The organism is Paenibacillus sp. FSL R10-2778, from assembly GCF_038593035.1.
Classification (GTDB): domain Bacteria; phylum Bacillota; class Bacilli; order Paenibacillales; family Paenibacillaceae; genus Paenibacillus_AQ; species Paenibacillus_AQ odorifer.
In genome coordinates, this window is sequence record NZ_CP151956.1 from 111025 (window position 1) to 136299 (window position 25275).

Annotated in this window: 23 protein-coding genes, 1 other RNA gene and 2 riboswitches; of the genes, 15 read left to right on the top strand and 9 right to left on the bottom strand. The window is 45.4% G+C overall.

From position 1 onward, the window contains the following. Positions 1–54: 54 nt before the first annotated feature. A complete protein-coding gene (locus NST40_RS00520; RefSeq protein ID WP_036679966.1) occupies positions 55–348 on the top strand; it encodes a hypothetical protein in 294 nt (97 codons plus the stop codon). Between the two features lie 228 nt (positions 349–576). Next, positions 577–864, top strand: a complete 288-nt coding sequence (locus NST40_RS00525; protein ID WP_076130383.1) for a 4a-hydroxytetrahydrobiopterin dehydratase — start codon at positions 577–579, stop codon at positions 862–864. Positions 865–945: 81 nt separating this feature from the next. Here NST40_RS00525 and NST40_RS00530 read toward each other — a convergent pair whose 3' ends face one another. From NST40_RS00530 to NST40_RS00555, 6 genes are all read right to left on the bottom strand, one after another. Then, positions 946–1302 (bottom strand): cytochrome c, encoded by a 357-nt coding sequence (locus NST40_RS00530; RefSeq protein WP_036679962.1) that lies wholly within the window; start codon positions 1300–1302, stop codon positions 946–948. A 127-nt stretch (positions 1303–1429) separates the two neighbouring features. Continuing rightward, positions 1430–1915, bottom strand: coding sequence for a GNAT family N-acetyltransferase (locus tag NST40_RS00535; protein WP_076220343.1), 486 nt, complete (start codon positions 1913–1915; stop codon positions 1430–1432). A gap of 189 nt (positions 1916–2104) precedes the next feature. Then, positions 2105–2596, bottom strand: coding sequence for a C40 family peptidase (locus tag NST40_RS00540; RefSeq protein ID WP_341000893.1), 492 nt, complete (start codon positions 2594–2596; stop codon positions 2105–2107). Between the two features lie 5 nt (positions 2597–2601). Further along, a riboswitch (cyclic di-AMP (ydaO/yuaA leader) is annotated at positions 2602–2744 on the bottom strand. A gap of 362 nt (positions 2745–3106) precedes the next feature. Then, complete coding sequence (locus NST40_RS00545) at positions 3107–3535, bottom strand: C40 family peptidase (RefSeq protein WP_076130394.1); 429 nt, start codon at positions 3533–3535, stop codon at positions 3107–3109. 57 nt (positions 3536–3592) lie between these two features. Beyond that, a riboswitch (cyclic di-AMP (ydaO/yuaA leader) is annotated at positions 3593–3731 on the bottom strand. A 218-nt stretch (positions 3732–3949) separates the two neighbouring features. Beyond that, a complete protein-coding gene (locus NST40_RS00550; protein ID WP_076187222.1) occupies positions 3950–4780 on the bottom strand; it encodes a hypothetical protein in 831 nt (276 codons plus the stop codon). Positions 4781–4791: 11 nt separating this feature from the next. Continuing rightward, entirely contained in the window at positions 4792–6798 is a 2007-nt protein-coding gene (locus NST40_RS00555) for a M1 family metallopeptidase (protein WP_342410313.1), read from the bottom strand. Between the two features lie 103 nt (positions 6799–6901). Between NST40_RS00555 and NST40_RS00560 the strand changes: the two genes are divergently transcribed. Then, complete coding sequence (locus tag NST40_RS00560) at positions 6902–7408, top strand: YwhD family protein (protein ID WP_036679953.1); 507 nt, start codon at positions 6902–6904, stop codon at positions 7406–7408. A 79-nt stretch (positions 7409–7487) separates the two neighbouring features. Here the strand turns inward: NST40_RS00560 and NST40_RS00565 are convergent, their stop codons facing one another. Together NST40_RS00565 and NST40_RS00570 are read right to left on the bottom strand one after the other, a co-directional pair. Continuing rightward, complete coding sequence (locus NST40_RS00565) at positions 7488–7961, bottom strand: AbrB/MazE/SpoVT family DNA-binding domain-containing protein (protein WP_038568063.1); 474 nt, start codon at positions 7959–7961, stop codon at positions 7488–7490. Between the two features lie 204 nt (positions 7962–8165). Beyond that, complete coding sequence (locus NST40_RS00570) at positions 8166–10232, bottom strand: PBP1A family penicillin-binding protein (RefSeq protein ID WP_076278004.1); 2067 nt, start codon at positions 10230–10232, stop codon at positions 8166–8168. Between the two features lie 181 nt (positions 10233–10413). Between NST40_RS00570 and NST40_RS00575 the strand changes: the two genes are divergently transcribed. The 3 genes from NST40_RS00575 (at position 10414) to argS (ending at position 14337) form a co-directional block, all read left to right on the top strand. Beyond that, positions 10414–11586, top strand: coding sequence for a hypothetical protein (locus NST40_RS00575; RefSeq protein WP_341000896.1), 1173 nt, complete (start codon positions 10414–10416; stop codon positions 11584–11586). A 625-nt stretch (positions 11587–12211) separates the two neighbouring features. Beyond that, the gene (locus NST40_RS00580) at positions 12212–12655 is read left to right on the top strand and encodes a DUF1934 domain-containing protein (RefSeq protein WP_036679946.1); all 444 of its coding nucleotides are present in this window, start codon (positions 12212–12214) and stop codon (positions 12653–12655) included. Next, positions 12652–14337 (top strand): arginine--tRNA ligase, encoded by a 1686-nt coding sequence (argS, locus tag NST40_RS00585; protein ID WP_036679944.1) that lies wholly within the window; start codon positions 12652–12654, stop codon positions 14335–14337. The genes NST40_RS00580 and argS overlap by 4 nt, the downstream gene beginning before the upstream one ends. A gap of 128 nt (positions 14338–14465) precedes the next feature. On the opposite strand, the gene NST40_RS00590 is transcribed toward argS, so the two are convergent. Next, a complete protein-coding gene (locus tag NST40_RS00590) occupies positions 14466–15632 on the bottom strand; it encodes a S8 family peptidase (RefSeq protein WP_036679942.1) in 1167 nt (388 codons plus the stop codon). Positions 15633–16092: 460 nt separating this feature from the next. Between NST40_RS00590 and rpoE the strand changes: the two genes are divergently transcribed. The 9 genes from rpoE to ffs all read left to right on the top strand — a co-directional run bounded on the left by rpoE (position 16093) and on the right by ffs (position 25260). Beyond that, complete coding sequence (gene rpoE, locus NST40_RS00595) at positions 16093–16641, top strand: DNA-directed RNA polymerase subunit delta (protein WP_036679939.1); 549 nt, start codon at positions 16093–16095, stop codon at positions 16639–16641. 325 nt (positions 16642–16966) lie between these two features. Continuing rightward, on the top strand, positions 16967–18574 hold the full coding sequence (locus tag NST40_RS00600) for a CTP synthase (protein ID WP_076130377.1): 1608 nt from the start codon (positions 16967–16969) through the stop codon (positions 18572–18574). Between the two features lie 270 nt (positions 18575–18844). Continuing rightward, on the top strand, positions 18845–19231 hold the full coding sequence (locus NST40_RS00605) for a response regulator (protein WP_036679935.1): 387 nt from the start codon (positions 18845–18847) through the stop codon (positions 19229–19231). 207 nt (positions 19232–19438) lie between these two features. Then, entirely contained in the window at positions 19439–20293 is an 855-nt protein-coding gene (fba, locus tag NST40_RS00610; protein WP_036679934.1) for a class II fructose-1,6-bisphosphate aldolase, read from the top strand. Positions 20294–20481: 188 nt separating this feature from the next. After that, positions 20482–21735, top strand: a complete 1254-nt coding sequence (locus tag NST40_RS00615) for a UDP-N-acetylglucosamine 1-carboxyvinyltransferase (protein WP_036679932.1) — start codon at positions 20482–20484, stop codon at positions 21733–21735. A 164-nt stretch (positions 21736–21899) separates the two neighbouring features. Further along, a complete protein-coding gene (gene rho, locus NST40_RS00620; RefSeq protein WP_036679930.1) occupies positions 21900–23252 on the top strand; it encodes a transcription termination factor Rho in 1353 nt (450 codons plus the stop codon). 25 nt (positions 23253–23277) lie between these two features. Then, on the top strand, positions 23278–24555 hold the full coding sequence (locus tag NST40_RS00625) for a radical SAM protein (protein WP_038568079.1): 1278 nt from the start codon (positions 23278–23280) through the stop codon (positions 24553–24555). A gap of 121 nt (positions 24556–24676) precedes the next feature. Next, on the top strand, positions 24677–24874 hold the full coding sequence (gene rpmE, locus NST40_RS00630) for a 50S ribosomal protein L31 (protein ID WP_036679927.1): 198 nt from the start codon (positions 24677–24679) through the stop codon (positions 24872–24874). A gap of 117 nt (positions 24875–24991) precedes the next feature. After that, an RNA gene (ffs, locus tag NST40_RS00635) (signal recognition particle sRNA large type) lies at positions 24992–25260 on the top strand. Positions 25261–25275 lie beyond the last annotated feature (15 nt).

Consider the following 25275-nt stretch of genomic DNA (forward strand, 5'->3'; position numbering starts at 1 on the left):
TATAATGGATAAGGTAAGTAATTATTCATCTGTGAAGAAAACGGAGTGATATACGTGGGTGTAAAGCATGGTAGAGATTACGGTGAAATTCTAACAGATTTGACCGAAGCCGTCGGACGAATTTCCGATGGATATTTATTTTTTGAGATGGATCCGGACGAGTGGCAGGAACTACCCCAAGAATCAAAGCTGGAGGTATGGGAAGCATTGGCTGAGGATCTTTTCTTCGCGCTGGGTAATGAACCTATGATTGAAGTGGGGAGCGGCGTAATTATTTACGATAAGGACACGCACCGCATTAATATTTTAGTTGGCGAAGAGGATTTGGCTTCAGTAGTTTTGATTTAGGCAGAGGAGACGTCTGGACGTAATTTGCCCGTAGTTAGTAGCCCGTGTTAAAATTGATAAAGCCGAGTTATAATCGCTGGGATTTGTGAATACATTAAATCGAAAATATCGCCTTTATCCTGGCACATCCCTTGGACCTCAGAAGCTAAGGGATGTTTTGTTTAACGCCTAAGTCAAGTAAAGGGAACTGCGCACTTTACTGCAATTTTTTGTAAGGGAGGAAACGAATTGTTATTTACGGAAGAGGAACTGCGTGAGGAGATCACCAAGCTGGAGGGCTGGAAGCTGGATAATAATGTTATGGTGCGAAAATATATGTTCAGCCAATATATGAAGGGCATTGCGTTCGTTGATGAAGTAGCCACGATTTCAGAAGCCTTCGATCATCATCCACATATTACGATTGATTATAAAACAGTTACCCTGCGACTTGAATCTAATGAAGAAGATGGGATTACGGCTCTAGATCTTCGAGCGGCGCATGAATTTAATGAAGCCTTTGAAAAAAATCATTAGTTTAGCCAAAATCATAAAATAAACGCCCGTGCATAGATAGTCACCTATCTCATACACGGGCGTTTTTAGTTGCTTGATGGGTTACTTTTTCTCTGAGAGCCAGAGTGCGACGTTGGCGATCTCTTCAGGGGCTAGCTTCTCCTTAAAGGAAGGCATTTGACCACGTCCTTTGGTGACGATGCTGTAGATTTCCTCAGCGTCATGCTGGCCGCCTTCATTCTGAAGACTTGGTCCAACTCCACCTTGAAGCTGATCGCCGTGACAGGTGATACAGCTGGCTTTCACGGTTGCTTCTGCCTTTGCTGCGTCCAGTTGAACTACCGGCATCGTGGGCTTATTTTCTTCCGCTACCTCTTCTTTACCCGGAAGTGTAAACATGAGTACTACCGCAAAGGCACAGGCGGCAAAAAACAAACCGCTCATGATCCATTTCTGCATCCCAATTCGTCCCTTCTATGTAAGCTGCTCCCTACATTATAGCTTATGGTGAAGCGTTATCATAGGGTTTGTGACAAAAAAATGAACGAGAATACAATCATTCTTATGAAATTTCTGGTATTTAATATCATTTGTCATAGACCATGCAATAAAAAGGTTTGTCTCCTGTAGGTGTGCGGCGTTCATACGTATCTGTAATCGTAAATCCACATTTTTGATAAGTTCGAATGGCGCGTTGGTTCCAGGTCAGGACTTCGAGATCTATCTCACGATCAGGATAACGATTCAAGGCTGTCTGGACGATGGCATCCACGAATAGTTTGCCTAAACCATGGCCGCATAGATCGGGGCGCATCCCAACCCCTAAACGGACGACTCCTTCCATAGGGAACAACTGTGCGAATCCGCATAAAACCTCATGTTCATTTAATATGGAGATATATTGTTCCTCCCGGAGCTGCGGATCGCCAAACTCGATGCCAAGGGCCTGCATCTGCTCCCACGGCATCCAGCCATAAATATTATATGGAGGCGTATAGCTCCACTTACAAATAGCTTCTCCGTGAATTGCCTCCATAGGAACTACATGAAAAGTTACCGAGGGATTTATCATAAGGTCAACGATCTCCTTTCACGAGGACATTGCTATATTACTAATTATATACAAAATGGGGGAGGTTCGACTCAGAAAATTTATATGAGGGGAATGTTTTACAAATTATGAGAGGGGTAAATAAGTAATAAGACAAAAAAACAAGCTCTCCTCCAAGAATTACCTTGGAAAAGAGCCTATGTACGTTATTTATTGCACATCATCATTGTCTTCCGATTCAGCAGCAACCGATTTGTAAGCATCTGTGCTCATAATGCGCTTGGCACCAACGTAGCGTTTCACGTAGTAGCTATCACTCAGAGAGCTAATGGTAACACCGCGTGAGGTAGAAGCGTGTGCGAACTTACCTTCACCGACATAAATGCCGACATGGGAGACACCTTTGCCACTTGTATTGAAGAATACAAGATCTCCGGCTCTTATATCATCACGGGAGATTGCTGTGCCCATTTGATATTGGGAACCTGATTGGTGTGGAAGGTTAATGCCAATCTTATCAAACACATACATTGTAAATCCGGAGCAATCAAATCCGTTAGTGGATATACCGCCGGATACGTATTTAGTACCGATGGCCTTGTCAATCACTTTATCCATTTTGGAATCTGCGAAAGCGCTTCCTGCTCCGATGGTGAGGATGATGGAAAAGCTTAGTACTGCTGCTGCTAACTTCTTCTTCAAAAGTGTATACCCCTTCCAAATGCCTACGAGGTTAGCTTAAGGGTTCGGTTGAAGGTCCCCTATGACCCCTCTATATAATGGAGGTCAATTCACCCAAAGTTGGTTCCCCCGTTTTCCTAATAGTTAGGAAACTCGGCTCATACTGTTGATTAGGATTAGCTTGTAATCAATACATGACAAAACCTTTGTAAATAACAACTTAATGATTACAAAAATGTTACTAAAATCTCACTGCGCTAATTGTAACAAACAGAAAGCCGCTTGGCAATCGTTTTTAACATATTAATGCAGAAAAATTGGCATTTTTACGGTAGAAAGGCATATGTAAGCGTTAATAATGACCTAATTTTTAATATAATTGCAATTTTTATCAAATAAACGTGTTTCAATTGGGCTCTAATAGTGTAAAAATATATTATGGAAAAAAGAAAAACCCGAATTTGATTACGGGCATAATCAGATTCAGGTTCATATAGTTGTAATTATGAGGTTATAGTTGTGAGGAAGGTTTCAATCGAAGGCTACAGCTTGATAAGCTGAAGTACTCATTACTCTTTTAGCGCCAACATAACGATTGGCCCAGTAGGCCTGACTGAGTGAAGTGATGGTTACTCCACGCGAAGAGGACGATTGTGCGAATTTTCCGTTTCCAACATAAATGCCGACATGGGATACTCCATTGCCAAGTGTGTTAAAGAACACTAGATCACCAGAACGCAGATTGCTTTTGGATACAGCAGTTCCAACGCTATATTGAGCTTTTGATGTACGAGGTAAAGTAAGACCTACATTCTTGAATACATATTTTGTAAATCCAGAGCAATCAAATCCGGCAGTGCTTGTACCTCCGGTTTTATAGGCAACTCCAATAGTCTTTGAGATTACAGTGTCCATCTTAGAGTCGGCAAAGGCGCTTCCTCCACCAATAGATAATGCCATTACAAGTCCTAGCGCCGCAGCGACGCATTTTTTTCTTAAATTATGTCTTTTCAAAAGATGTACTCCTTCCAAGGCCTGCGAGGTTAGCTTAAGGGTTCGGTAGAAGATTCCCTATGATCCCTGTAAAGCGAGATCAATTCACCCAAAATATGGTTCCCCCACTTCCCGGTGCAAAGGAATTAGGCGTGTTAAGCACCAAGAGAATGACGTTTCGACAGTTACACTTACGATAAATACATTTAGTTATGTAGGAATCGTTTCAATTGATTACAAAATTGTTACTAATAGCACAGGACTTATTGTAACAGAGCTTTTATGATTTTGCAAATACTCTTCAGTTATCCGTAATGAGAAAAAGTCCCAGCTCCTGAATACAGGAATTGGGACCTTTTTATTATGTCAAATAAGGTTAATTTATTGTGGAAATGCTTTGCTACACCATAGATGATATTGTGCAGAGATTCCCCACATTTTTAAGAGCGTAGAAGGTAGTGGTGAGATTTGCCGTATTATAAGTGCCGGCAGGCCGGGACAGAACAGACCCGTCAGTCCGCACACTAGCAGTAAGAGCAAGCCTCCCGCACCAAGTACAATGGAAACACCTATAGCAGGAATCAGTGACCGCAAGCAGATGAACAGTGAGGAGAACATTCCTGTACCGCCGGTGTAACCAAACTGCATATATAGAAGAAACAGGCGCACGATAAAAATATATATAAGCCATGCCAATACGTATGGTACTAAATGAAGTAACAAAGTGTAGTTAAACAAAGAGGATAAGAACAGCCCGTACATTTTTGGAGCAAGCCAGTAAAGCGGCAGCAGGGTCAGAACCCATTCGATTAGGCTAAAGACTAAGACAGGTAGTCCATAGATCTTCATGCCGGGGAAAAAGAACAGTCCGCGCTCGCCCCTTCGCTCCTGGTGGAGCTCATGCAGCAATCCTGCCCTTATGAAAGGAGAAAGCAGAAGTCGCAAGACAACAAGTCCTAGAAGCATCCATAACCAAGTGCGTATCGCAGGGTCAGTATTCAAGCTGAACTGTCCCTCGATATAATACAACAGTCTGCCCATACCGCTGCCGCCGGCGTCTTTATCTGGATAGCGCAGTAGAATTGGAATAATAGCAGATCGGATGAAACCATACATAAAGTAGCCCCAGAGCAGTCGGTAGATGAAGAGCAGAATTAAAATATAAAATTGCTCCTTCATGCTTTGCCAGCCGCGGGTTATCGATGTTCTCACAATCATTCACCTCACCAGACAAGAGTTCCGAGCACGGTTTCAAGTAGTTTAGTTACACTTAACGTCCAGCGAGAGAGCGTCTTGTGCTCTATTTCCGCCAGCCTAAAGTTGTTTAAATGTTTGCTCTCCAATAAGATGGAATGCTCAGGGTCAATCTCAGCAGAGAGAAGAGGCTTATCGCTTAACAATTGAAACGTAGTCTCTGCTCCTTCACCGTTCCAGACCCGCTGCACCGAAGAGCTGTCGGCGAATGTGAATTTCACGGGAACATCAACGTAATGGCTCCCTTTATTTGAAATCTTCACTAATGATTCGTAGCTTTGAGCATCGCCGCTGTTATTTTTTTTAAAAGTAATCGTATCTACTGAGAAGTCAGGCGCCCCATCGCCATAAATGTAATCATCGAAATATGCCTGCCATGATTTTTTGGTTACCTTCTCAACCACTTTCTGAAAATCTGCCGTAGCGGGATGCTGGAAACGGAACTTACGAGCGTAGGAGGACATGATGTTGTTCATTGCTTTGGTACCTACCTGGCGTTCGATATCTTTAAGTACAAGCTTGCCGCGGATATAAACATTTCGGCTATAGGAATCCGCCCCTGCATATTTCCACGTTTCCAGATTTAACGGCTCAGGTATAGTTACCAGGCTGGCCTGTAAAGGCAAATTAGACTTGATACCGTATTCTTGTTCCATAAGTCTGTCTTCGGCATAGGAAGTAAAGCTTTCATCCAGCCAAGCCTCCTCGAATTCATTGCTGGCTACCATACCGTAGAAGTATTGATGGCCGATCTCATGAATGACGGTTCTTTCAAGTGAGGTATCTGGAGAAGAATCCGCGGCCCCAAAGGCTGTAATAAGGGTAGGATATTCCATTCCTCCCGCGCCGTTTCCCTCCTTAGGTGGGACGATAATAGACAGCGTAGAGTAGGGATAAGGGCCATACCATTTGCTGAAGTAGGTCAGGGCAGCCTTGGCAGCTTGAAGGTAACGCTCTTGTAAGTCTTTGTGCAGAGGGTCGAGATACACCTTAATTCGCACTCCAGGCACCTCCGGCGTAGAGAAAGCTTCCTCTGCTACTGTAAAATCAGGGGATGCAGCCCAAGCGAAATCGTGGACATCATCGGCGTAGAACTGATATATTTTCTGATCTTGTTTGAGCTTGGCATTTTTTACAGGAAATCCGGTCGCTGCCACCGTATAGTTGGAAGGAACGGAAATCGTTACATTAAAGATGCCAAAATCACTGTAAAACTCAGAAGTTCCGTGATACTGATGCAGGTCCCAGCCTTCTTCTTTAACTCCGCGCGTGCCCTTAGGCTCGTATACACTAAGCTTAGGAAACCATTGCCCAGCCATAACGAAGTTACCTGAAGCACCCATGCGAGCAAAGATTTTGGGCAGCTGGACTTCATACTGAAGCTTAAGTGTTACACTTTCCCCACCATTAACAGGCTGAGGAAGATGTACCTTTAGGAGTGTCTTATCGTTGATATTGCCGTCATCAGGTTGGACATATTGCACTCTTTGCATTAGCGAAGTTCCTTCTGTCGTGCGCAGATCGGTCAGCGTCATATTTCCGAAGCCGTTCTCAGGCATGCTGTCGCCTCTGAGCGTCCCCCCGGATTCCTTCATAAAGGTGGTATCTGATGAGGCAAATGCATTTGGATACATGTGAAAATATAAATCACTTACTGGCTTTACTCCGGGGTGTGTCCAGGTTACTGTCTCAGAAGCTTTTAAGGTTTCTGTGTCAGGAACAAGCTGGACATCAATGTGATACTCGACTACCCGCTGGCTTAAAGCCTCCTCTGCCGGGACGGGTGCGCTCTCAGGCAATACCTGCTGTGGTACGGCTGCAGGCGCTGTGCCGCTGGAGGACTTGGCCTCTTTTGAAGCAAAGCTAGTAACAGAAGCTGTTGAGCTATCTCCTGAAAAGGCCCATATTCCTCCTCCCAGCAGCGCGAGGATGGCCAGGGTCGCAAAGATGATGTACTTTAATGACAGTGACTTCATAGTGTGATTCCTCCCGTGACAAGCATCTACGGGATGTATATGTTTGCAATCGCCGCATTATTAGCTAAAATTAAATTATTCGTAAGAGGAAGGGTGTGCACTCGTGGACAACATACAACCGGAGGGCAAGAAACAGATTGCCTTAAATATTGTGAACGCTAAAAGTAAACATAAAGGCTTTGGAGCAGGCTCTATAGATCTCAACAACGTTTCACCTGTCATTATTGATGGTGATGTGGCGGTTATTGATATCGGTGCCATGCATGCCAAGAGCAAGGTGGAAAAAGGAATTAAATTTTCCATGAATCGTGAAGATGTACCGAATGGAAGACAGGTTTGGGTGGTATGGGTAGCGGTAGACCGTACATTGGAAGCTCAATTTTATGGTGGAATCACAGCCTGTGAAATGTGGATTGATACAGAAGCGCGCCGCGGATGGAAAATTCTTGCCGAGCATGTCAATAAGCTGGATGCAGCTCTTAAACGCAAGATCGATGTGGCAGGGCTTGGAGCCATTGAGAAGTCGGCGCTCAAATCCCTTCTGATCTCTCATAATGAAGCATGGTGGAATGCATCCTCAGATGAGCTTAAAGCTGCACTGACTGAATAGTATAGGAGCCTCCAGAAGGGTTATCCGATATAAAAAAAGCTTCGACCTCCGGAAATAGGAGCGTCGAAGCTTTTTTAATTTATGATTTGCTTGTACTGCTAAGCTTGCGTTTGAGCTGACTCACTCTGGCTTGGCTAATCCCGAGGATTTCTGCAAGTTCTTTTTGGTTGGCATAGGGATGATCTTCAATAGCTTGTTCCAGACGTTGGCACATTTCCTCTGTCTTCGACTTTCGGATGCTGGTGTTGTGCTCTGGTGCCTCAACAACAAAATCCTCACGTGACTCTGGCAATTGAGACATGCGTTCAGGATCGACAATTTCTTTTAGACAGCTGCTACAAATAAACTGCTCTTTATAGTAGGTGACATGGTCGTGGCTTCTGCAAAATGTACACTCTGTCGAGGTGTACTTCCTAAGGACGATGATTTTTTCGTCTAAAACAAAAAATTCGATAGGATCACCAATGTCGATATTACGCGTCATACGGATTTCTGCGGGAACCACAATTCTCCCAAGACTGTCTAAACTCCGGATCATGCCTGTATCCTTCATCCCATGTCCCTCATTTACATCAATTTATTTTGGTTTCTAATAACTATTATAGCAGTAATTGAGAGTTAAGAGAATGGGGTAAGCATAATAAATAAAACGGTTACATCCCTTATGTGATAAGTGATATTTGAATTTGGAAATTCTGTTGTTACTACAATATATAACTTATAAAAAAGAAAAACCCCTTCAATATAAATGAAGAGGCTAATTCAACCACCAGCGTTTAATGTTCTTCCATAGGGAACGGTTCTCTTCCGCAGGATCAACCTTGCTTTGTGTGTCATCGACAGCAGGAGCGGCGCCAGTTCCATGCAATTCGCAGTATTCGGTGGGCTCAGTTCCACTAATAAAGGTTTCCAGTTCTTTGTCGGGACATGCTGCTGTAGCAAGTTTACCGGATTGTGGATTGACGTATACGCTGACCACTCCATCTGGAATGGGGAAAATTTTTGGAGGGACATTTTCCAGCGCTTTTTCAGTAAATTGGGCGAAAATGGGAGCCGCACGCCGTCCGTCGGTAGTTGCGATGTCGCGCCCCTTGTCGTATCCAACCCAGACTGCCGTGGATAGCTCCGGGGTGAATCCTACCATCCAGCCATCTGTATCCGTAGTGCCGGTCTTGCCGGCTACCGGACGTTTGATTATGGAAGCCACACGATTACCCGTCCCCCCAGTCTCGAATACCCCCTCCATTAAACGAGTCAGGACATAGGCAGCTGAAGGTTCTACGACGGTTACTCCTTTGGGTTGAGGTGCTTCATACAGGACCATGCCATTCGAATCGGTTATTTTTAGAATGGCTGTGGTCGGCATTTTCTGACCGCTGTTTCCAATTACAGCAAAAGCCGCAGCCATTTCAAGCGGACTGATCGGTGAAGTGCCTAGTGCCAGCGAAGGTACGCTTTGAAGTGGACTGTCAATGCCCATCTTCGCAGCCATTTCGCTCACTTTATCCGCGCCGATCTTCATAATTGTATTAACAGCATAGATATTGTCCGATGCTGCGATAGCTTGCCGCATATTAATTTCACCCAGATACTTATCCCCAAAGTTTCGGGGCTGATACGTTTTGCGGTTGTTATCATAATGAAACATCGTTGGCTGACTATTGAAGACCGAAAGTCCTGTCATCTCTTTGGAAGAGAGTGCGGCCAAATACATAATCGGCTTAAAGGAAGAACCCGGCTGGCGTGTGGTGGCCAAAGCATGATTGTACTGGTTGGTACGATAATTTTTTCCGCCGACCATTGCTTTGATGTAACCGGTGCGAGGATCGATGGATACAAGCGCAGTCTCCAGATCACTAGTTTGATCCATCTCTTTATCAACGGCATTTTCTGCGGCATGCTGCATGTCAGGGTCAAGGGTGGTATAGACATTTAGTCCGCCTTGCTCCAGCTCATCATTACTGATGTGGAGCGATTCTATAGCCAAATTGCGGATATAATCCCGGAAATAAGGCGCAGCTACAAGCGTATCCTTTTGTCCTTGCGGCTTGAAGTTTAAGTTCTCTTGGACAGCTTGTCCGGCTTCTTCCTGAGTGATATTACCTAAATTCGCCATGACGGTCAGGATGATTCTCTGGCGCTTTTTAGCATTGTCCATGTGGTTGTATGGTGAATAATAGGTAGGTCCCTTTGGAATTCCAGCCAGCATGGTACTCTCTGCCAGGTCTAAATCAGCTGCAGATTTACCAAAATACATCCGTGAGGCTGCTTCAATGCCGTAAGCACCGTGGCCATAATAGATATTATTTAAATACATGTTCAGGATTTCATCTTTGCTGTATTTCATCTCCAGCTGCATCGTATAGACAGCTTCTTTAGCCTTGCGCGTCCACGTTTTTTCATGGGATAGGTAGAGGTTACGTGCGAGCTGTTGAGTTAGCGTACTAGCACCCTGCGACCGGTTCCCCTCTTCCAGATTGACAAGAACAGCTCGTGCCATCCCTTTCAGATCAAATCCGGAATGCTCATAAAATTTACGATCCTCGACTGCTAGTGTAGCTTCAATGAGCAGGGGAGAAATTTGACTTAATTTGACGGGTTCACGGCTGCGGCCGTCTGAGGTAAAGGTGGCAAGAACATTGCCCCGGGAGTCAAACAGCTTGGAGCGCACATCATCGCTAATCGGTGGAAGATCTTTTTGATATAGATAACCGAGCAGAGCTCCGGTGGTTAATACAAATAATATGATCAAGGCTGCCAGCAGCCGAAATAAACGCCGGAAGCGGCTTTTTCGTTTCGGTGGATTCGTTGATTCGCGTGTCATGGCACCAGACTCCTTTCTTTCATATTATGGGGAAGGATCTGGAAGGATATTCATTAGGGATATGGAGGGTAACAAATTGTTTCTATTTTGTGATTGTTTAAGGTAGATAGGGTATCCTCTCTGGCGGTATAACAGAGTAGGGATTGTGAGTAAGGGTATATACATATTAGGAGGTGTCATCATGAAATGGACGAAAAGGATTCATAAGACGACAATAACCGCCCTCTCGGCGACGCTTATTATGGTTTCAGGCTGGAGTGCACCTGTAACTTCTGTACATGCTGCACCAGCGACTTGCGGCACGGGAGATCACGGCTTGCTACAGGCCCTGCAAAACAAGCATTCAGGCGATGTATCCACACCGCTTAGCTTTTCTGATGTTCAGTTTTTGAATGGGAATATTGGACGGGCAGCAGGTAATGGATTTATGATTGGTACCTCTGACGGAGGTTGCCATTTTCAAGAGATCTATCAAGGCCAATGGAGCTTCAAACAATTCGATTTTCCCGATAATGTACATGGCTTTGCTCTTGCTTCTGTAGAGGAGGGGCAGGCTCAATATTTAATTGGTACCTCTAACGGTGGCTCGGAGTGGAAGAGACTTTCGAACAATGCCGTCAGCTTTGAAAGAATAAATTTTATCGATAGTAAGAAAGGTTTTGCTTATGAGAGAGCCGCCACGTTTTACACCAAAGACGGGGGGCTGAGCTGGAGTAAAATTTCCACCCCACCCAATACACGAGGCGCTTATTTTAGTGACCGGAATACCGGCTGGGCGGTTGTAATCGTGCCGGGAAGCGGATATCGGGTAATGAAGACCACAGATGGAGGGGGAACTTGGAGCCTTTCATTGAAGGCGGCTTTTGCCGAGCCCGAGTTTGGACAAATCTCCGCTAAGGGAGATCAGGTCGCTGTATTGCTCTATGGCGGTACGGGGATGAGTCAGACCTCTTACTCGCTGTATGAAAGTGCGAACAGGGGGAAAAGTTGGAATCGTGTGATCGCTCAGGAAACTGCCGGCGGCGGACCTGCGCCAGGCAGTGGCAAGGCTGAATTCAATAAAGGGCCAGCCGCTGGCAAACCCGGGAATCTGCAGCTTGTGGGAAACAGCACATCTTTTTTAGTGGGATTTTCCCCAGCAGCAGAGAAAGTGGCAGTTGGACGCTCTTATAACGGCGGTAAGCAATGGGCTAATCTTCCGGAGCTCGCTGGTTATGACGGGGTAACTTCCTTTACTAGTAATAAAGAGGGCTGGCTCGCCATCCATGAGCTTGATTACTCTTCCTTGTATGTGACCAAAGACGGCGGAGCTTCATGGGAACGCAGGTTTTCTTTAAAAGTGATGACCCAATAATTCTCTTCAATAAAAAATATAAGGGTCCGAAGTATTGTAAACATCGCAAATAGGCAGCAGAGCAGCGATTCTCCGGATACTTGGAGAATCGCTGCTCTGTATTTTTTATCCTTGGTTGCTTGCTTGAATAGTACCCTTATCAGTGGCCTTATCAGATCCCTCATCCTCGGAGGGGTACGGACCCAGTTGACGTTATTTGCAAATTTTCGGCCTTTGGGATAGGGTTTCGGACTCCAGTAACACTATTCCCTAGAAAGAGGTTCAAATGGGTTGTTTTTTATGCCAATAGCGACTAAGGGGTCCGTTATCACACCGAATATGGAATCATCCTGCGTTTAGGGTCATCTATGTCCGATAGGTGCTTGGTAGGTGCAAATATTATCGAAGTAAATGATATACATAGAGAATGGACGTTCAAAGTGTGCTTTTAATCATCAATATGGTAATATTTTATGTGCTTATGAAGATATGCTTGATTCTGTATTGAAATGCTTCTTTGAACTGGATTATAGTGTACAATGGGAAAGCGAAATAGGCCTTTGATTAATATAAAAATGTTTAAGCTTTGCCATTAGACGTTTTTCTTATGCAGAATGCAGAGGCTTGCAGAATGGAGGAACGTGTGATGCCTGAAATACAGTCTGACAAATATGATGTCTCTATAACGCTCGTGAGCCTTCAAGATGGTCAGCGAAATGTTATGGAAGCGAATGGAGAAGTAACATCCAAGGGACCGCATCTATATATTCAATATGAAGAATTAGAGCAGGGTCCTCGCGGAGAGGAAGTTTCTGTTCGTACAACGATAAAGATTGCAGGCAATCAACTGAAGCTAATCCGCCATGGCGGGATTCAGTCGGAGCAGAGCTTTGAAGCTGGACGGCGTCTGCCAGGATTCTACCGCTCGCCATATACTCAGTTCAATCTTTCTACGGAAACGAACAAGCTGGAAGTTGTGCGCGAAGGGCGTTCTTTAACGGTTGCCTGGGAATATGATTTGTACGTTTACGAGGAATTGACAGGAAAGTTCGCTATTAGTTTGCATATACAGGAGGAACCGAAATTATGACACATAGTAAGAATCCGTTAGAGCTTGTAAATGAACGGGTAAAAGAAGCCATCGCCGATGCGATTGTGAATGCTGGGCTGGTTGCACCGGAAGAGGTTCCGGATATTGTACTTGAAGTACCAAGAGATAAGGCGCATGGTGATTTGGCTACGAACGCTGCTATGCAGCTGACCAAAATTGCTAAACGTAATCCACGCCAGATTGCTGAAGCTATTATTGAGCATTTGGATACGAGCCGAGCTTCTATTGAGAAAGCGGAGATTGCAGGACCAGGCTTTATTAACTTTACCCTGTCTAAGAATTACTTGTACCCAATCATCAGCCTTGTTGCTGAGCAGGGGGATGACTATGGCCGTATTAATCTGGGTCAAGGTCAGAAGGTTGAAATGGAGTTCGTCAGTGCCAATCCAACGGGTAGCCTACATTTAGGGCATGCCCGTGGCGCTGCTGTCGGTGATGCGCTGTGTAATGTGCTTGATTATGCAGGTTATGAAGTGACCCGGGAATATTATATTAATGATGCCGGTAACCAAGTGGCTAATCTGTGTAAATCCATTGAAACCAGATACCTTCAGGAGCTGGGACAAGAGGCAGAAATGCCGGAAGATGGTTACCATGGTGAGGATATTAAGGGTTTTGCGAAGGAGCTTGTGGCAGAAAAGGGCGATACCTTGCTCGAGATGAGCCCTAGTGAGCGCGCTGCTTTTTTCCGGACCTATGGACTTAATAAAGAGTTGGATAAAATCAAACGTGATCTAGGTCTTTTCCGTGTAAACTTCGATATCTGGTTCAGTGAAACCTCGCTGTATGAGAACGGAGAAGTACTGCGCTCGCTGGACGAGCTCCGTGATCGTGGAGAAGTGTATGAGCAAGATGGGGCAACCTGGCTGCAAACGACAAAATACGGGGATGATAAAGACCGTGTCTTGATCAAAAATGATGGCACATATACCTACCTTACCCCGGATATTGCTTATCACAGCGATAAGTATGGCCGCGGTTACGATAAAATGATTAACATTTGGGGCGCTGATCACCATGGTTATATTCCTCGGATGAAGGCGGCAATGTCAGCCCTTGGCAATGATCCTGAGAAGCTAGTGGTTCTGATTGCTCAGATGGTCAGCCTGTTCCAGAATGGTGAAAAGGTCAAAATGTCCAAACGTACCGGCAAAGCGGTTACGATGGAAGATTTGATGGAGGAAGTAGGGATCGATGCGATTCGTTATTTCTTCACCATGCGCAGCATGGATTCTCATCTTGATTTCGATATGGATTTGGCGATCTCTACTTCTAATGAAAATCCTGTATTCTATGTTCAATATGCGCATGCGCGTATTTGCAGTATTTTCCGTCAGGCAGAGGAGCAAGGGATTTCTATCCCTGATTACGCTGAAATTGACTTCTCCAAGCTGACAGCAGTGCATGAATATGACCTGCTGCGCAAAATTGGTGAGCTCCCGGCAGAAATCGCTGTTGCGGCTGAAGGTTATGCTCCACATCGCCTCATTCGTTATGTATATGAGCTGGCTGCGATGTTCCACAGTTATTACAAAGCTGAACGTGTAATTACTGAGGATGCTGCTCAAACCGTGGCGCGTCTTGCTCTGCTGGGCGCAACACGTACTACTATTGCCAATGTACTGCGTCTTGTCGGAGTTTCTGCACCGGATCGCATGTAAATCAACAGCAAACGACAAAAAATCCGCCTTCCGGTTTCCTGGGGGGCGGATTTTTCTTTGCTGCCGTTCTTCGCACCGGCATCAGCTGTGCTAACGTCAGAGTGACCCACCCGGTGCCCGGGCGGGGTCTACACGTTCGCGGAGACCGAACGCTTCGCCCTTACTCCTGCTCTCAGCAGGCGTAGGGCATCGGCAGAGCCGCCGCCTAGGGATGCGCGGCGCTGCCCCTTACGCAGCCGCACCGGGGACGCGGTGCGGCGCAAGAGCAGCTTCAGCTCCCTTGGCGTGAGGCCCGGTCGCAGTGCGAGCAGCAGTGCGGCGGCTCCCGTGACATGCGAGGTCGCCATGGAGGTGCCGCTCATTTCTTTGTAGCCCTCCTTCAGCCAGCAGGAGGGCACGCCTTCGCCGGGCGCGTATACATCGATATATGAACCGCGATTGCTGAAGCCGGCAACCCGGTGTCTTTTATCGATGGCGCCCACGGCTATCGTCTCGGGATAACGTGCGGGATAGTCCCCGCCACGTTTGCCGTCATTCCCAGAGGAGGCAATGACGGCGATTCCGGCCCGATACGCTTTTATAACCACATTGTGGAGCGCCTTGCTTCTAGTCTTCATTCCAAAGCTCATATTAATGACGTCGATTCGGTTCTGCACACACCAATCAATACCTAGCACAATATCGGATACATAGGCTGATCCACTATGATCAAAAGCCTTGACTGGATATAGCAGCGCTCGCGGCGCCACTCCCATCATTCCGCGATTCCCCCCTGCTGCCGCTAAGGTTCCGGCGATATGAGTTCCGTGCCCATTATCATCCAGCGGCAGCATTCCGCGGTGTAGTAGGTTGACTCCAGTGGCTAATGAATGCTTCAGATCGGGATGACGGTAATCCGCGCCGGTGTCAATGACGCCGATTTTGACGTGAACTCCGGTTGATTTAGACCATGCCTGAGGAGCATGAATCGCTTTCACCCCCCATGGGAGCGCTGCGATTCCGCTTTTTTCGTTAGCTATGGAATGGATTTGGATTTGCAGATCGTCTTCGACATTTAGAAGGTCTGCAAATCGGTTCATCAGCTTTCCGGCGGCAGCGGGCACGAAGAAGGCCCGAATCAGCGGAGATACCTGTACTTGCCGCAGCTCGGGCTGCTTTGCTTTTAGAGCCTTCCATTGGGAGAAAGCTCCGGCATACTGGCGGGGATCGTTGAAGGTAAGAATACGCCGCTCACCATTTTTGGGGGCAACCGATATTTCTTCAAGAAGCATGTTCCAAAATTTGTAATAGTCCATAGGTTTCGCTGTCCCTCCTCGGTGCCCTGCTGCCATATTGTATGAGCGGAGGGAGGGGTCCGAATGGGAACTTGCCCTTTTTTAAGGAAATGGGCTGCCCAGCGTGTCAAAAGACGGCGCTTTACATAAAATAAACAGAAGAGATTAAAACTCTCTTTGTAACATCCCGTAAGGAGCCGATCCTTGGCGTGGATACAGTCATGCGCGGAGGTCTTCCTCCGCCTTTTTAAATCCCATTTCTAAAAACTTTGGGTGCGGCGAACCTTGCTACAATTACATATCAACTCTTCTTGATGAAGACAGGTTTCCTGTATGGATAATAAGCAGGAGGCTTTTTCTGTTGGGCGGTTCTTGCATTTGACTTGCATTTTGTTGTTAAATAGGTTTTACTTAGTTTTGTTAATGGATATTATTGAAATAAACCGTAATGTGAACAATGCGTGAGAGGAAGTGTCCTTTAGTGAGTACGCCACTCAATTTAAAGCTAGACCCTGAGAAAGTTAAAGAAATGCCAATGGTGGATCTTGCCTTTCTGGTGCTTAAAGCAGCCAATACACCGTATTATTACCGTGATCTGATGGTCGAGGTAGCCAAGTTACGCGGCATGACCGATCAAGAAAGCCAAGATACTATTGCCCAGTTATATACCGAGATTAACATTGACGGGCGTTTTGCCTGTGTCGGAACCAACCTTTGGGGACTGAAACGCTGGTATCCTCTTGAGCGCTCCGATGATCCGGTTGGTAACACTAAACGGGTGCGCATCATCAACGATGAAGACGATGATTTGGAAGATGACGATTTTGCTGATGAAGAAGAAAACTACACAGCTGAAGAAGAGGATTTCGACGCTATCGATGAAGATCGCGACGACCTCTATTCTGACGACGACAGCGAAGAAGAAGTCGACGAAGATGTCGTGATCGATGAAGATGACATAGACGAAGACGATACGGACGAAGACGATGCAGAAGATGGCGACGATGAAGATTCCGAGGATGACAAGTAAGATCAATAATCAGAAGAGTCTTGTCTGTGGCATAATTCCTCCCTTGACAGTGGGGGATCGTCAGAGTAAACTATTGCATGGGCTTATCATGTAAGTTAATAAACGTGTTTTCTAAAATAAAAAGTGCCCCGGTTCTACGGGTGTCACTTTTTTGTTTTTTTAGATGCAAAGTAGCTGTAGATTAATGGAATTTGAGGGATGACGGTTTATGTTTTCCCCGGTGAATTAAACTTTTGATTTCCCCTGTTTTGATGATAGTAAAACGGGTTACGATAAACACCATGTGCCGCTTTTATGTTTGGACTTTATTTAGGAGGGTTTTACAGTGACAAAGTATATTTTTGTAACGGGTGGCGTTGTGTCTTCCCTGGGTAAAGGCATTACCGCCGCTTCGCTGGGCAGGCTGCTCAAGAACAGAGGTCTAAAGGTAACGATTCAGAAATTTGATCCGTATCTTAACGTAGACCCTGGAACAATGAGCCCTTACCAGCACGGAGAAGTCTTCGTAACGGATGACGGTGCAGAGACTGACCTTGACCTTGGGCACTATGAACGGTTTATTGATATCAATCTGTCGAAGAACAGCAATGTGACGACAGGTAAGATCTATTCATCCGTAATCAGCAAGGAACGTCGTGGAGAGTACTTGGGTGGAACTGTACAAGTTATCCCGCATATTACGAATGAGATCAAAGAACGCGTGTTCCGCGCGGGCCGCGAGACCAACTCTGATGTTGTTATCACAGAGATCGGCGGTACTGTAGGGGATATTGAAAGTCTTCCGTTCCTGGAAGCGATTCGTCAAATCAAGAGTGATATTGGCCGGGAAAATGTGATGTATATCCACGTAACCTTGATTCCTTATATCAAGGCTGCTGGAGAAGTGAAGACGAAGCCGACACAGCATAGCGTTAAAGAGCTGCGCAGTATCGGTATTCAACCGAATGTCATCGTGTGCCGTACGGAATATGAGCTTTCCGCAGATATGAAAGCCAAAATCGCACTCTTTTGCGATATTGATGCTAATGCTGTTGTGGAATGCCGCGATGCTTCGACGTTATATGAAGTTCCATTGAACCTTCGTGATGAAGGATTGGACGAGATTGTTGTTAATCATTTGAAGCTTACAACACCTGCGCCAGATATGCGCGAATGGGAAAGTATGCTTAGCCGGATTCAGAAATTAGAGAAGACAGTAGAAATCGCAATTGTAGGTAAGTACGTAGCACTGCATGACGCTTATTTGAGCGTTGTTGAATCACTTTCACACGCAGGTTTTGCTGCGAATGCAGAGGTTAAGATCCGCTGGGTGAATGCAGAGGAAATTACGGATGAGAACGTGGACGAAATGCTGCGTGGTATTGGCGGTATTCTTGTTCCTGGTGGTTTCGGTGATCGGGGAATCGAAGGTAAAATCTCCGCTATTCGTTATGCCCGTGAGCAATTGATACCTTTCTTTGGCATTTGCCTTGGAATGCAGGTTTCTGTAATTGAATATGGCCGTTCTGTTCTTGGACTACAAGGTGCAAACAGCTCCGAAATCGATCCAAATACACAATATCCATTGATTGATTTGCTTCCTGAGCAAAAAGATATTGAAGATATGGGCGGCACTATGCGTCTTGGGTTGTATCCTTGTAAGATTATTCCGGACTCTCTGGCAATGTCTTGCTATGATGATGAACTGGTATATGAGCGTCACCGTCACCGGTATGAGTTCAACAATGCTTACCGTGACGAAATTGAAAAAGCAGGACTGGTTATCTCCGGAACTTCTCCGGATGGCCGTCTAGTTGAGATCGTAGAGCTTCCAGAGCATCCGTGGTTCCTCTCGGTTCAATTCCACCCGGAATTCACTTCACGTCCGAACCGCCCGCAACCGCTATTCCGTGAATTTGTCAAAGCCTCTTTGACGCATTCCGAGCAGCAATAATTTATACACAGACAGAAAGAACCCTCGGTTCTTAAATAGTCGAAGAGAGCCTTCATCCGAAGGCTCTCTTTTTGTATTACCCTTTAATAGAAATATTGTAACTGACATTTATTTCATTTTAGACTCTTTATTTACCCATTTTATCCAATTAGCAGGATTTGGACAGTAAAGCACGAATAATAGGTTTCGTATGGAGTAGTTTCTAAAGGGGCCGGTCGCTGTGGAGAGCGCGGTATAGTCAATCTGCCTTAATTTCTGGGAGGGTATCGTATGGAAAAGAAGAAAGTATTAATTGTCGATGATCAGAATGGGATCCGGATTCTTCTTATGGAAGTGTTCAATAGTGAGGGATATACAACATTTCAAGCGGCTAACGGAAAATTGGCATTAGACATTGTTCGCAGCGAGTCACCCGATTTGGTCTTACTCGATATGAAAATACCGGGAATGGATGGACTCGAGATTTTGAAGCATCTAAAGGAGATCAATCCGTCCATTAAGGTCATTATGATGACGGCATATGGTGAACTGGACATGATTAAGGAGGCGACCAAGCTAGGGGCGTTAATGCATTTTACAAAGCCGTTCGACATAGACGAAATGCGCGTAGCGGTAAACATGCATCTTCATAACAAGTCTGTGGATCAATGCAGTTAGAACGGTGATTTCTGTATCGGTCCTATTTCGCGTGGTGACTCCGAAGAGGATGAGTGTAATTGTTATATGGGCTGGATAAAAATCGTCCCACCGGGACATTTTTTTGTTTACCCTATTTAGTATTTGACACAGGATGTGCTATAATAAGCCTGTATGTGATGTCGGTTTAAAAACATAGCCAACCAACATTCTTAGGAGGATGAAACCATGCCATTAGTATCTATGACAGACATGTTGAACAAAGCACTTGAAGGAAAATATGCAGTAGGTCAGTACAACATTAACAACTTGGAGTGGACTCAAGCTATTCTTGGTGCCGCTGAACAAGAAAAATCACCAGTAATCCTTGGTGTATCTGAAGGCGCAGCACGCCACATGGGCGGCTTCACTACTGTTGTTAAAATGGTTGAAGGTCTAATTATTGACATGAATATCACTGTTCCTGTAGCTATCCACCTTGACCATGGATCTAGCTTTGATAAATGTAAAGCAGCAATTGATGCTGGATTTACATCCGTAATGATCGACGGTTCCCATCACCCAATCGATGAGAACATCGATATGACTAAAAAAGTCGTTGAATATGCTCACGCTAAAGGCGTTTCTGTAGAAGCTGAAGTAGGTACTGTTGGTGGACAAGAAGACGACGTTATCGGCGGCATCATGTATGCTAAGCTTGATGAGTGCGTACGTATTGTGAAAGAAACAGGTATCGACACCCTGGCTCCTGCACTTGGTTCCGTTCATGGACCTTACCATGGCGAGCCTAACCTCGGATTCAAAGAAATGGAAGAAATCCGTGACGCTACTAACATCCCAATGGTTCTTCATGGTGGTACAGGTATTCCTGAACATGACATCAAGAAAGCCATCTCCCTGGGTACTTCCAAAATCAACGTGAACACTGAGAACCAAATCGTGTTCGCAAAAGTGGTTCGCGAAGTTCTAGCTGCTAAACCTGATGCTTATGATCCACGTACATTCATCGCACCAGGTCGCGATGCAATCAAAGAAACCGTTATTGGTAAAATTCGCGAATTTGGATCCAACAACAAAGCCTAATCATTGTAGCTTCCGCCTCAGGTGGACAAGCAATTTGTTAAAGGATAGGGCTATTACTCTGTCCAGTTTAATAGTTTGATGAGGAAAGCACACCGCTTAGCCGGTGTCTTTCCATTTTCATCACTAAAAGTCCACAGCACGTATTGCCCACCCAGCTGCAATACACGTAGGGGGAAATTGATAAATCTATGGAAAAATTAATGATTGGCGGTGGACGTCCGCTAGAGGGCGTTGTAACCATCAGTGGAGCAAAGAATAGTGCCATCGCGCTTATTCCTGCGGCAATTTTGGCCGAATCTGAAGTTGTTCTGGATAATTTACCGTCCCTTAGTGATGTAGCCGTATACTCCGAAATCTTGCAAGAGCTTGGCGCTAATGTATCCTGGTCAGGCAATCAGATGAGAATTGACCCTTCACGTATTGTATCTATTCCAATGCCCAATGGGCCGGTTAAGAAACTTAGAGCTTCGTATTATATGATGGGAGCTCTGCTTGGAAGATTCAAAGAAGCGACAATAGGTCTTCCTGGTGGCTGTAATTTTGAACCTCGTCCAATTGATCAACATATCAAGGGATTCGAGGCTTTGGGAGCCACAGTTACCAACGAACATGGTTCTATCCACTTATATGCAAAAGAGCTACGCGGTGCGAAGATTTATCTGGACGTATCAAGCGTAGGTGCCACTATAAACATCATGCTGGCGGCTTCACGAGCCAAAGGCTCTACAATTATTGAAAATGCGGCTAAAGAGCCTGAGATTATAGATGTAGCTACCCTATTGAACTCTATGGGCGCTGTTATTAAAGGCGCTGGTACAGAAACCATCCGGATCGAAGGGGTCTCGGAAATGCACGGTTGCCGTCATTCCATTATTCCCGATCGGATTCAAGCAGGAACTTATATGATTGCCGCTGCGGCTACGCGCGGTAATGTGTTGATAGATAATGTTATTCCTAAGCACTTGGAAGCCTTAACAGCCAAGCTTTTAGAGATGGGCGTGGATATTGAAGAGCTTGATGAAAGTATCCGAGTTATAGGTAGAGCTAATTATGAACATGCAGATGTTAAAGCACTGACCTATCCTGGATTTCCTACAGATTTACAATCTCCTATGACAAGTATGCTGACACAGGCAGAAGGGGTTAGTGTGCTTAGCGATTTCGTCTACAGCAACCGCTTCAAGCATGTGCCAGAGTTGGTAAGAATGGGCGCAAAGATTCGTGTTGAAGGCCGATCTGCAATTATTGAGGGCAGTAAACTTAATGCTGCTAAAGTAAAGGCAGCTGATCTGCGTGCGGGTGCAGCCCTTGTCATTGCCGGGTTAACAGTAGAGGATGGTATTACTGAAGTGACCGGCGTAGAGTATATTGATCGTGGTTATGATAATTTAGTGAGCAACCTTCGGCAACTTGGTGCTCATGTTTGGCGTGAGAATGAATAATATTAGGATATCCCGCTTGGAAGGAGTATTAATTTGCGGTTAAACCGCATATTTCCTTCCATTTGGGGTAATACTAACCTAATGAGCATTTTAATAGAATCATATTTTTGCCTAGTAGATAGACTAGGAAGAACTCATTTAAAAATTGAATAGGTGGTTATTACATGGATCTTCAAATTTCCGATCTGGAAGAAATGAAGCTGACCGAGTTATATAAGCTGGCCAAGAAATACCAGATTCCTTATTACGGACAGCTGAAGAAACGGGAACTGATCTTTGCGATCCTTCGGGCACAGGCAGAGCAGAGCGGTCTCATGTTTATGGAAGGCGTACTAGAAATTTTGCCTGAGGGCTATGGATTTCTTAGGCCGATTAACTATTTGCCCAGTGCTGAAGATATTTACATCTCAGCTTCACAAATTCGTAAGTTTGATCTCAGAAGCGGAGATCTTGTGTCTGGTAAATGTCGGACACCAAAAGAAAATGAACGATATTTTGGCCTGCTTCAAGTCAATGCCGTTAATGGCGAGAACCCTGCTAGTGCAGCGGAGCGTCTTCATTTTCCAGCATTAACACCACTTTATCCGCAAGACAAGCTACCGCTTGAAACATCCCCTACTCATTTGTCTACCCGAATAATGGATTTGCTCGCTCCTGTAGGTTTGGGGCAGCGGGGTTTGATTGTAGCACCTCCAAAAGCAGGAAAAACGCTCCTCTTAAAAGAAATTGCCAATAGTATTTCCACTAATAATCCTGAGATTGAGCTCTTTGTATTGCTGATTGATGAACGTCCTGAAGAAGTAACCGATATGCAGCGTTCTGTAAAAGGCGAAGTGGTTGCATCGACGTTTGATGAGCTTCCAGAGAATCATATTAAAGTGGCTGAGCTTGTGTTGCAAAGGGCACTTCGTTTAGTTGAGCACAAGAAGGATGTAGTTATTCTTTTGGATAGCATTACGCGTCTGGCGCGTGCTTATAATCTGGTGGTTCCACCATCTGGACGTACACTTAGCGGGGGGATTGACCCGGCGGCTTTTCACCGGCCGAAGCGGTTTTTTGGTTCTGCACGGAATGTGGAAGAAGGCGGCTCATTAACTATTTTGGCAACAGCATTAATAGATACTGGCTCGCGTATGGATGATATTATATATGAAGAATTTAAGGGTACCGGTAATATGGAGCTTCATTTGGACCGCAAATTGGCGGAACGCCGGATATTCCCAGCTATCGATATTCGTCGTTCAGGTACACGTCGCGAAGAAGTGCTCTTGAGCAAAGAAGAACTGGATACGATTTGGGCGATTCGCAAAAATATGAACGAGTCCTACGATTTTGTGGAGGGATTCATCAAAAAGCTGCGTGATACGAAGACTAATGCTGAGTTCTTGGCATCCTTTGACGTTGCTGGGGCAAAAACAACACCAAACGGGACTGCAAGTAACGGAGGCACCTCCAACAGCGGTACAGCTGCTCGTCGTACCACACGGGCGAAGACACCTTCAGTACCTACAACTTGAGAATTGATAATAAGAGGAGACTAACATGTATTTGGTATATGCCGACGGGCAAGGAAACGTATATGATCATCCCGAACTGTACGGGCTAGCCCGTAGTGGGGATATGATTGTTGAAATGCTGGAGGAAGAATTAATTCCATTACCAGAAGGTGCTACGCTCGTGGGCTTGCCTAGTACACGTGCTGTGGGTATGAATCCTGAGACGGGTGAAATGATGTCTTTGCCGGAAGGTTCGCAGGCTGTCGGAGCGCTGCTGCCGCAAGGCTACACTCGTCTATGTCTTCCTGGTTATGTGAAGACAGATAAGTCTTATAAGCTTCCTCTGTTTGGGTATTCGGCTGTAGTGTGGAAGGATGGCGGGTTCTATGTTGCGGCAGACCCTACCGATAATCCAGAGAAATGGAATCCACTTAATTGTGACAAAGAAGATCTTGAAGTCAGTGTTGGTGAGATGACAGCCAAATATCCTGATAACCGCCTCTATGAGCATCTTTCTAACTGTGCGCTTGGCTATGAATGCCTGACTTCCTCCAATACCTTTTTAGGGCGTTGGGAGGGCGGTGTACCCGTCTCTTATTCATGTAATGCTGGATGTTTTGGCTGTATTTCTGAGCAACCTGATGATAGCGGCTTTGTATCTCCGCAGACTCGGATGAATTTCCGGCCTACGGTCAACGAAATTTCACAAGTTATGTTGGAGCATTTAAAGACGCCTGAATCGATTATCAGCTTTGGACAAGGTTGTGAAGGGGAACCTTCCACGCAGGCAAAACTTATTATAGAAGCTATTCGTGAAGTGCGCTCGATTACTGATATGGGCTATATCAATATCAACACCAATGCGGGATTAAGCGATCATATGCGAGGAATCGTTGATGCTGGGCTCGATTTGATGCGTGTCAGCACAATCAGTGCCCTTGATGACCATTATAATGCTTATTACAAACCACGCGGTTATACATTGGCCAATGTAGAGAAATCTTTGAAATACGCTGCTTCGCAGGGCGTTTACACATCGATCAATTATCTGATCTTCCCTGGAGTGACTGATCGCGAAGAAGAGATTGAAGCGATGCTGGAGTTTGTAAGACGTACTGATCTGAAGCTTATTCAGATGCGCAATCTAAACATTGACCCGGAGAGTTATTTAGAGTTGATTCCTCCTGCCCAGGGTGAAATCCTTGGGATGAAGACGATGCTTGATATTTTCCGCGATGAACTGCCGGATGTAGTTATAGGCTCTTATACACATGTGCCACCAGCAGATATGGCGCGGGCTAAGCGGCGGGGAATCAATATTTAAGCAGCTAAAATGTAAAAATGAAACATATTGCCCAATTTGATATTTCGTGCTAAAATACCACAGTGTAATCATATAACTCTGGGTCCGCATGAGGCTTAGGGCATGAGAGGTGAAATTCAAAATGCAAGAAGCAATTCAACCAAAGTATAATGTAACTAAGGTAACCTGCGCATGTGGCAACACTTTCGAAGCTGGCTCTGTTAAACAAGAGCTTCGTGTCGAAATTTGCTCCAACTGCCATCCGTTCTTCACTGGCAAGCAGAAGTTCTTGGATGCCGGCGGTCGCGTTGATAAATTTAAGAAGAAATATGGTATCTAATTTGAACAGTCGCTTTGCGGCTTAACAGTTAGATTGAGCCCCCAGCTGTATAGCTGAGGGGCTCATTTTATGTCTTAGAGTTGATTTTTGTCCGAGCGTGAGCTATACTTATCTTCGCCGTGCTAGACGGGGAGGTAGCGGTGCCCTGTAACTCGCAATCCGCTGTAGCGAGGTTGAATTCCTGTTAGAGGTGCTATCGATGTGAGGCCTTGGTTCCTACGGGCTGTGTTGACAGTTGGGTCCTCCGCAATGAGTGCTTATGAACCTGGTCAGGTCCGGAAGGAAGCAGCCATAAGTAAGATTACTCTTGTGCCGGAGGGTGGCCTAACTCGAGCAGTCATGTAGGGTTGCCGCTTGGATCGTAGCCATCAATAACAGGTGCACGGTTTATAATTCTGTTT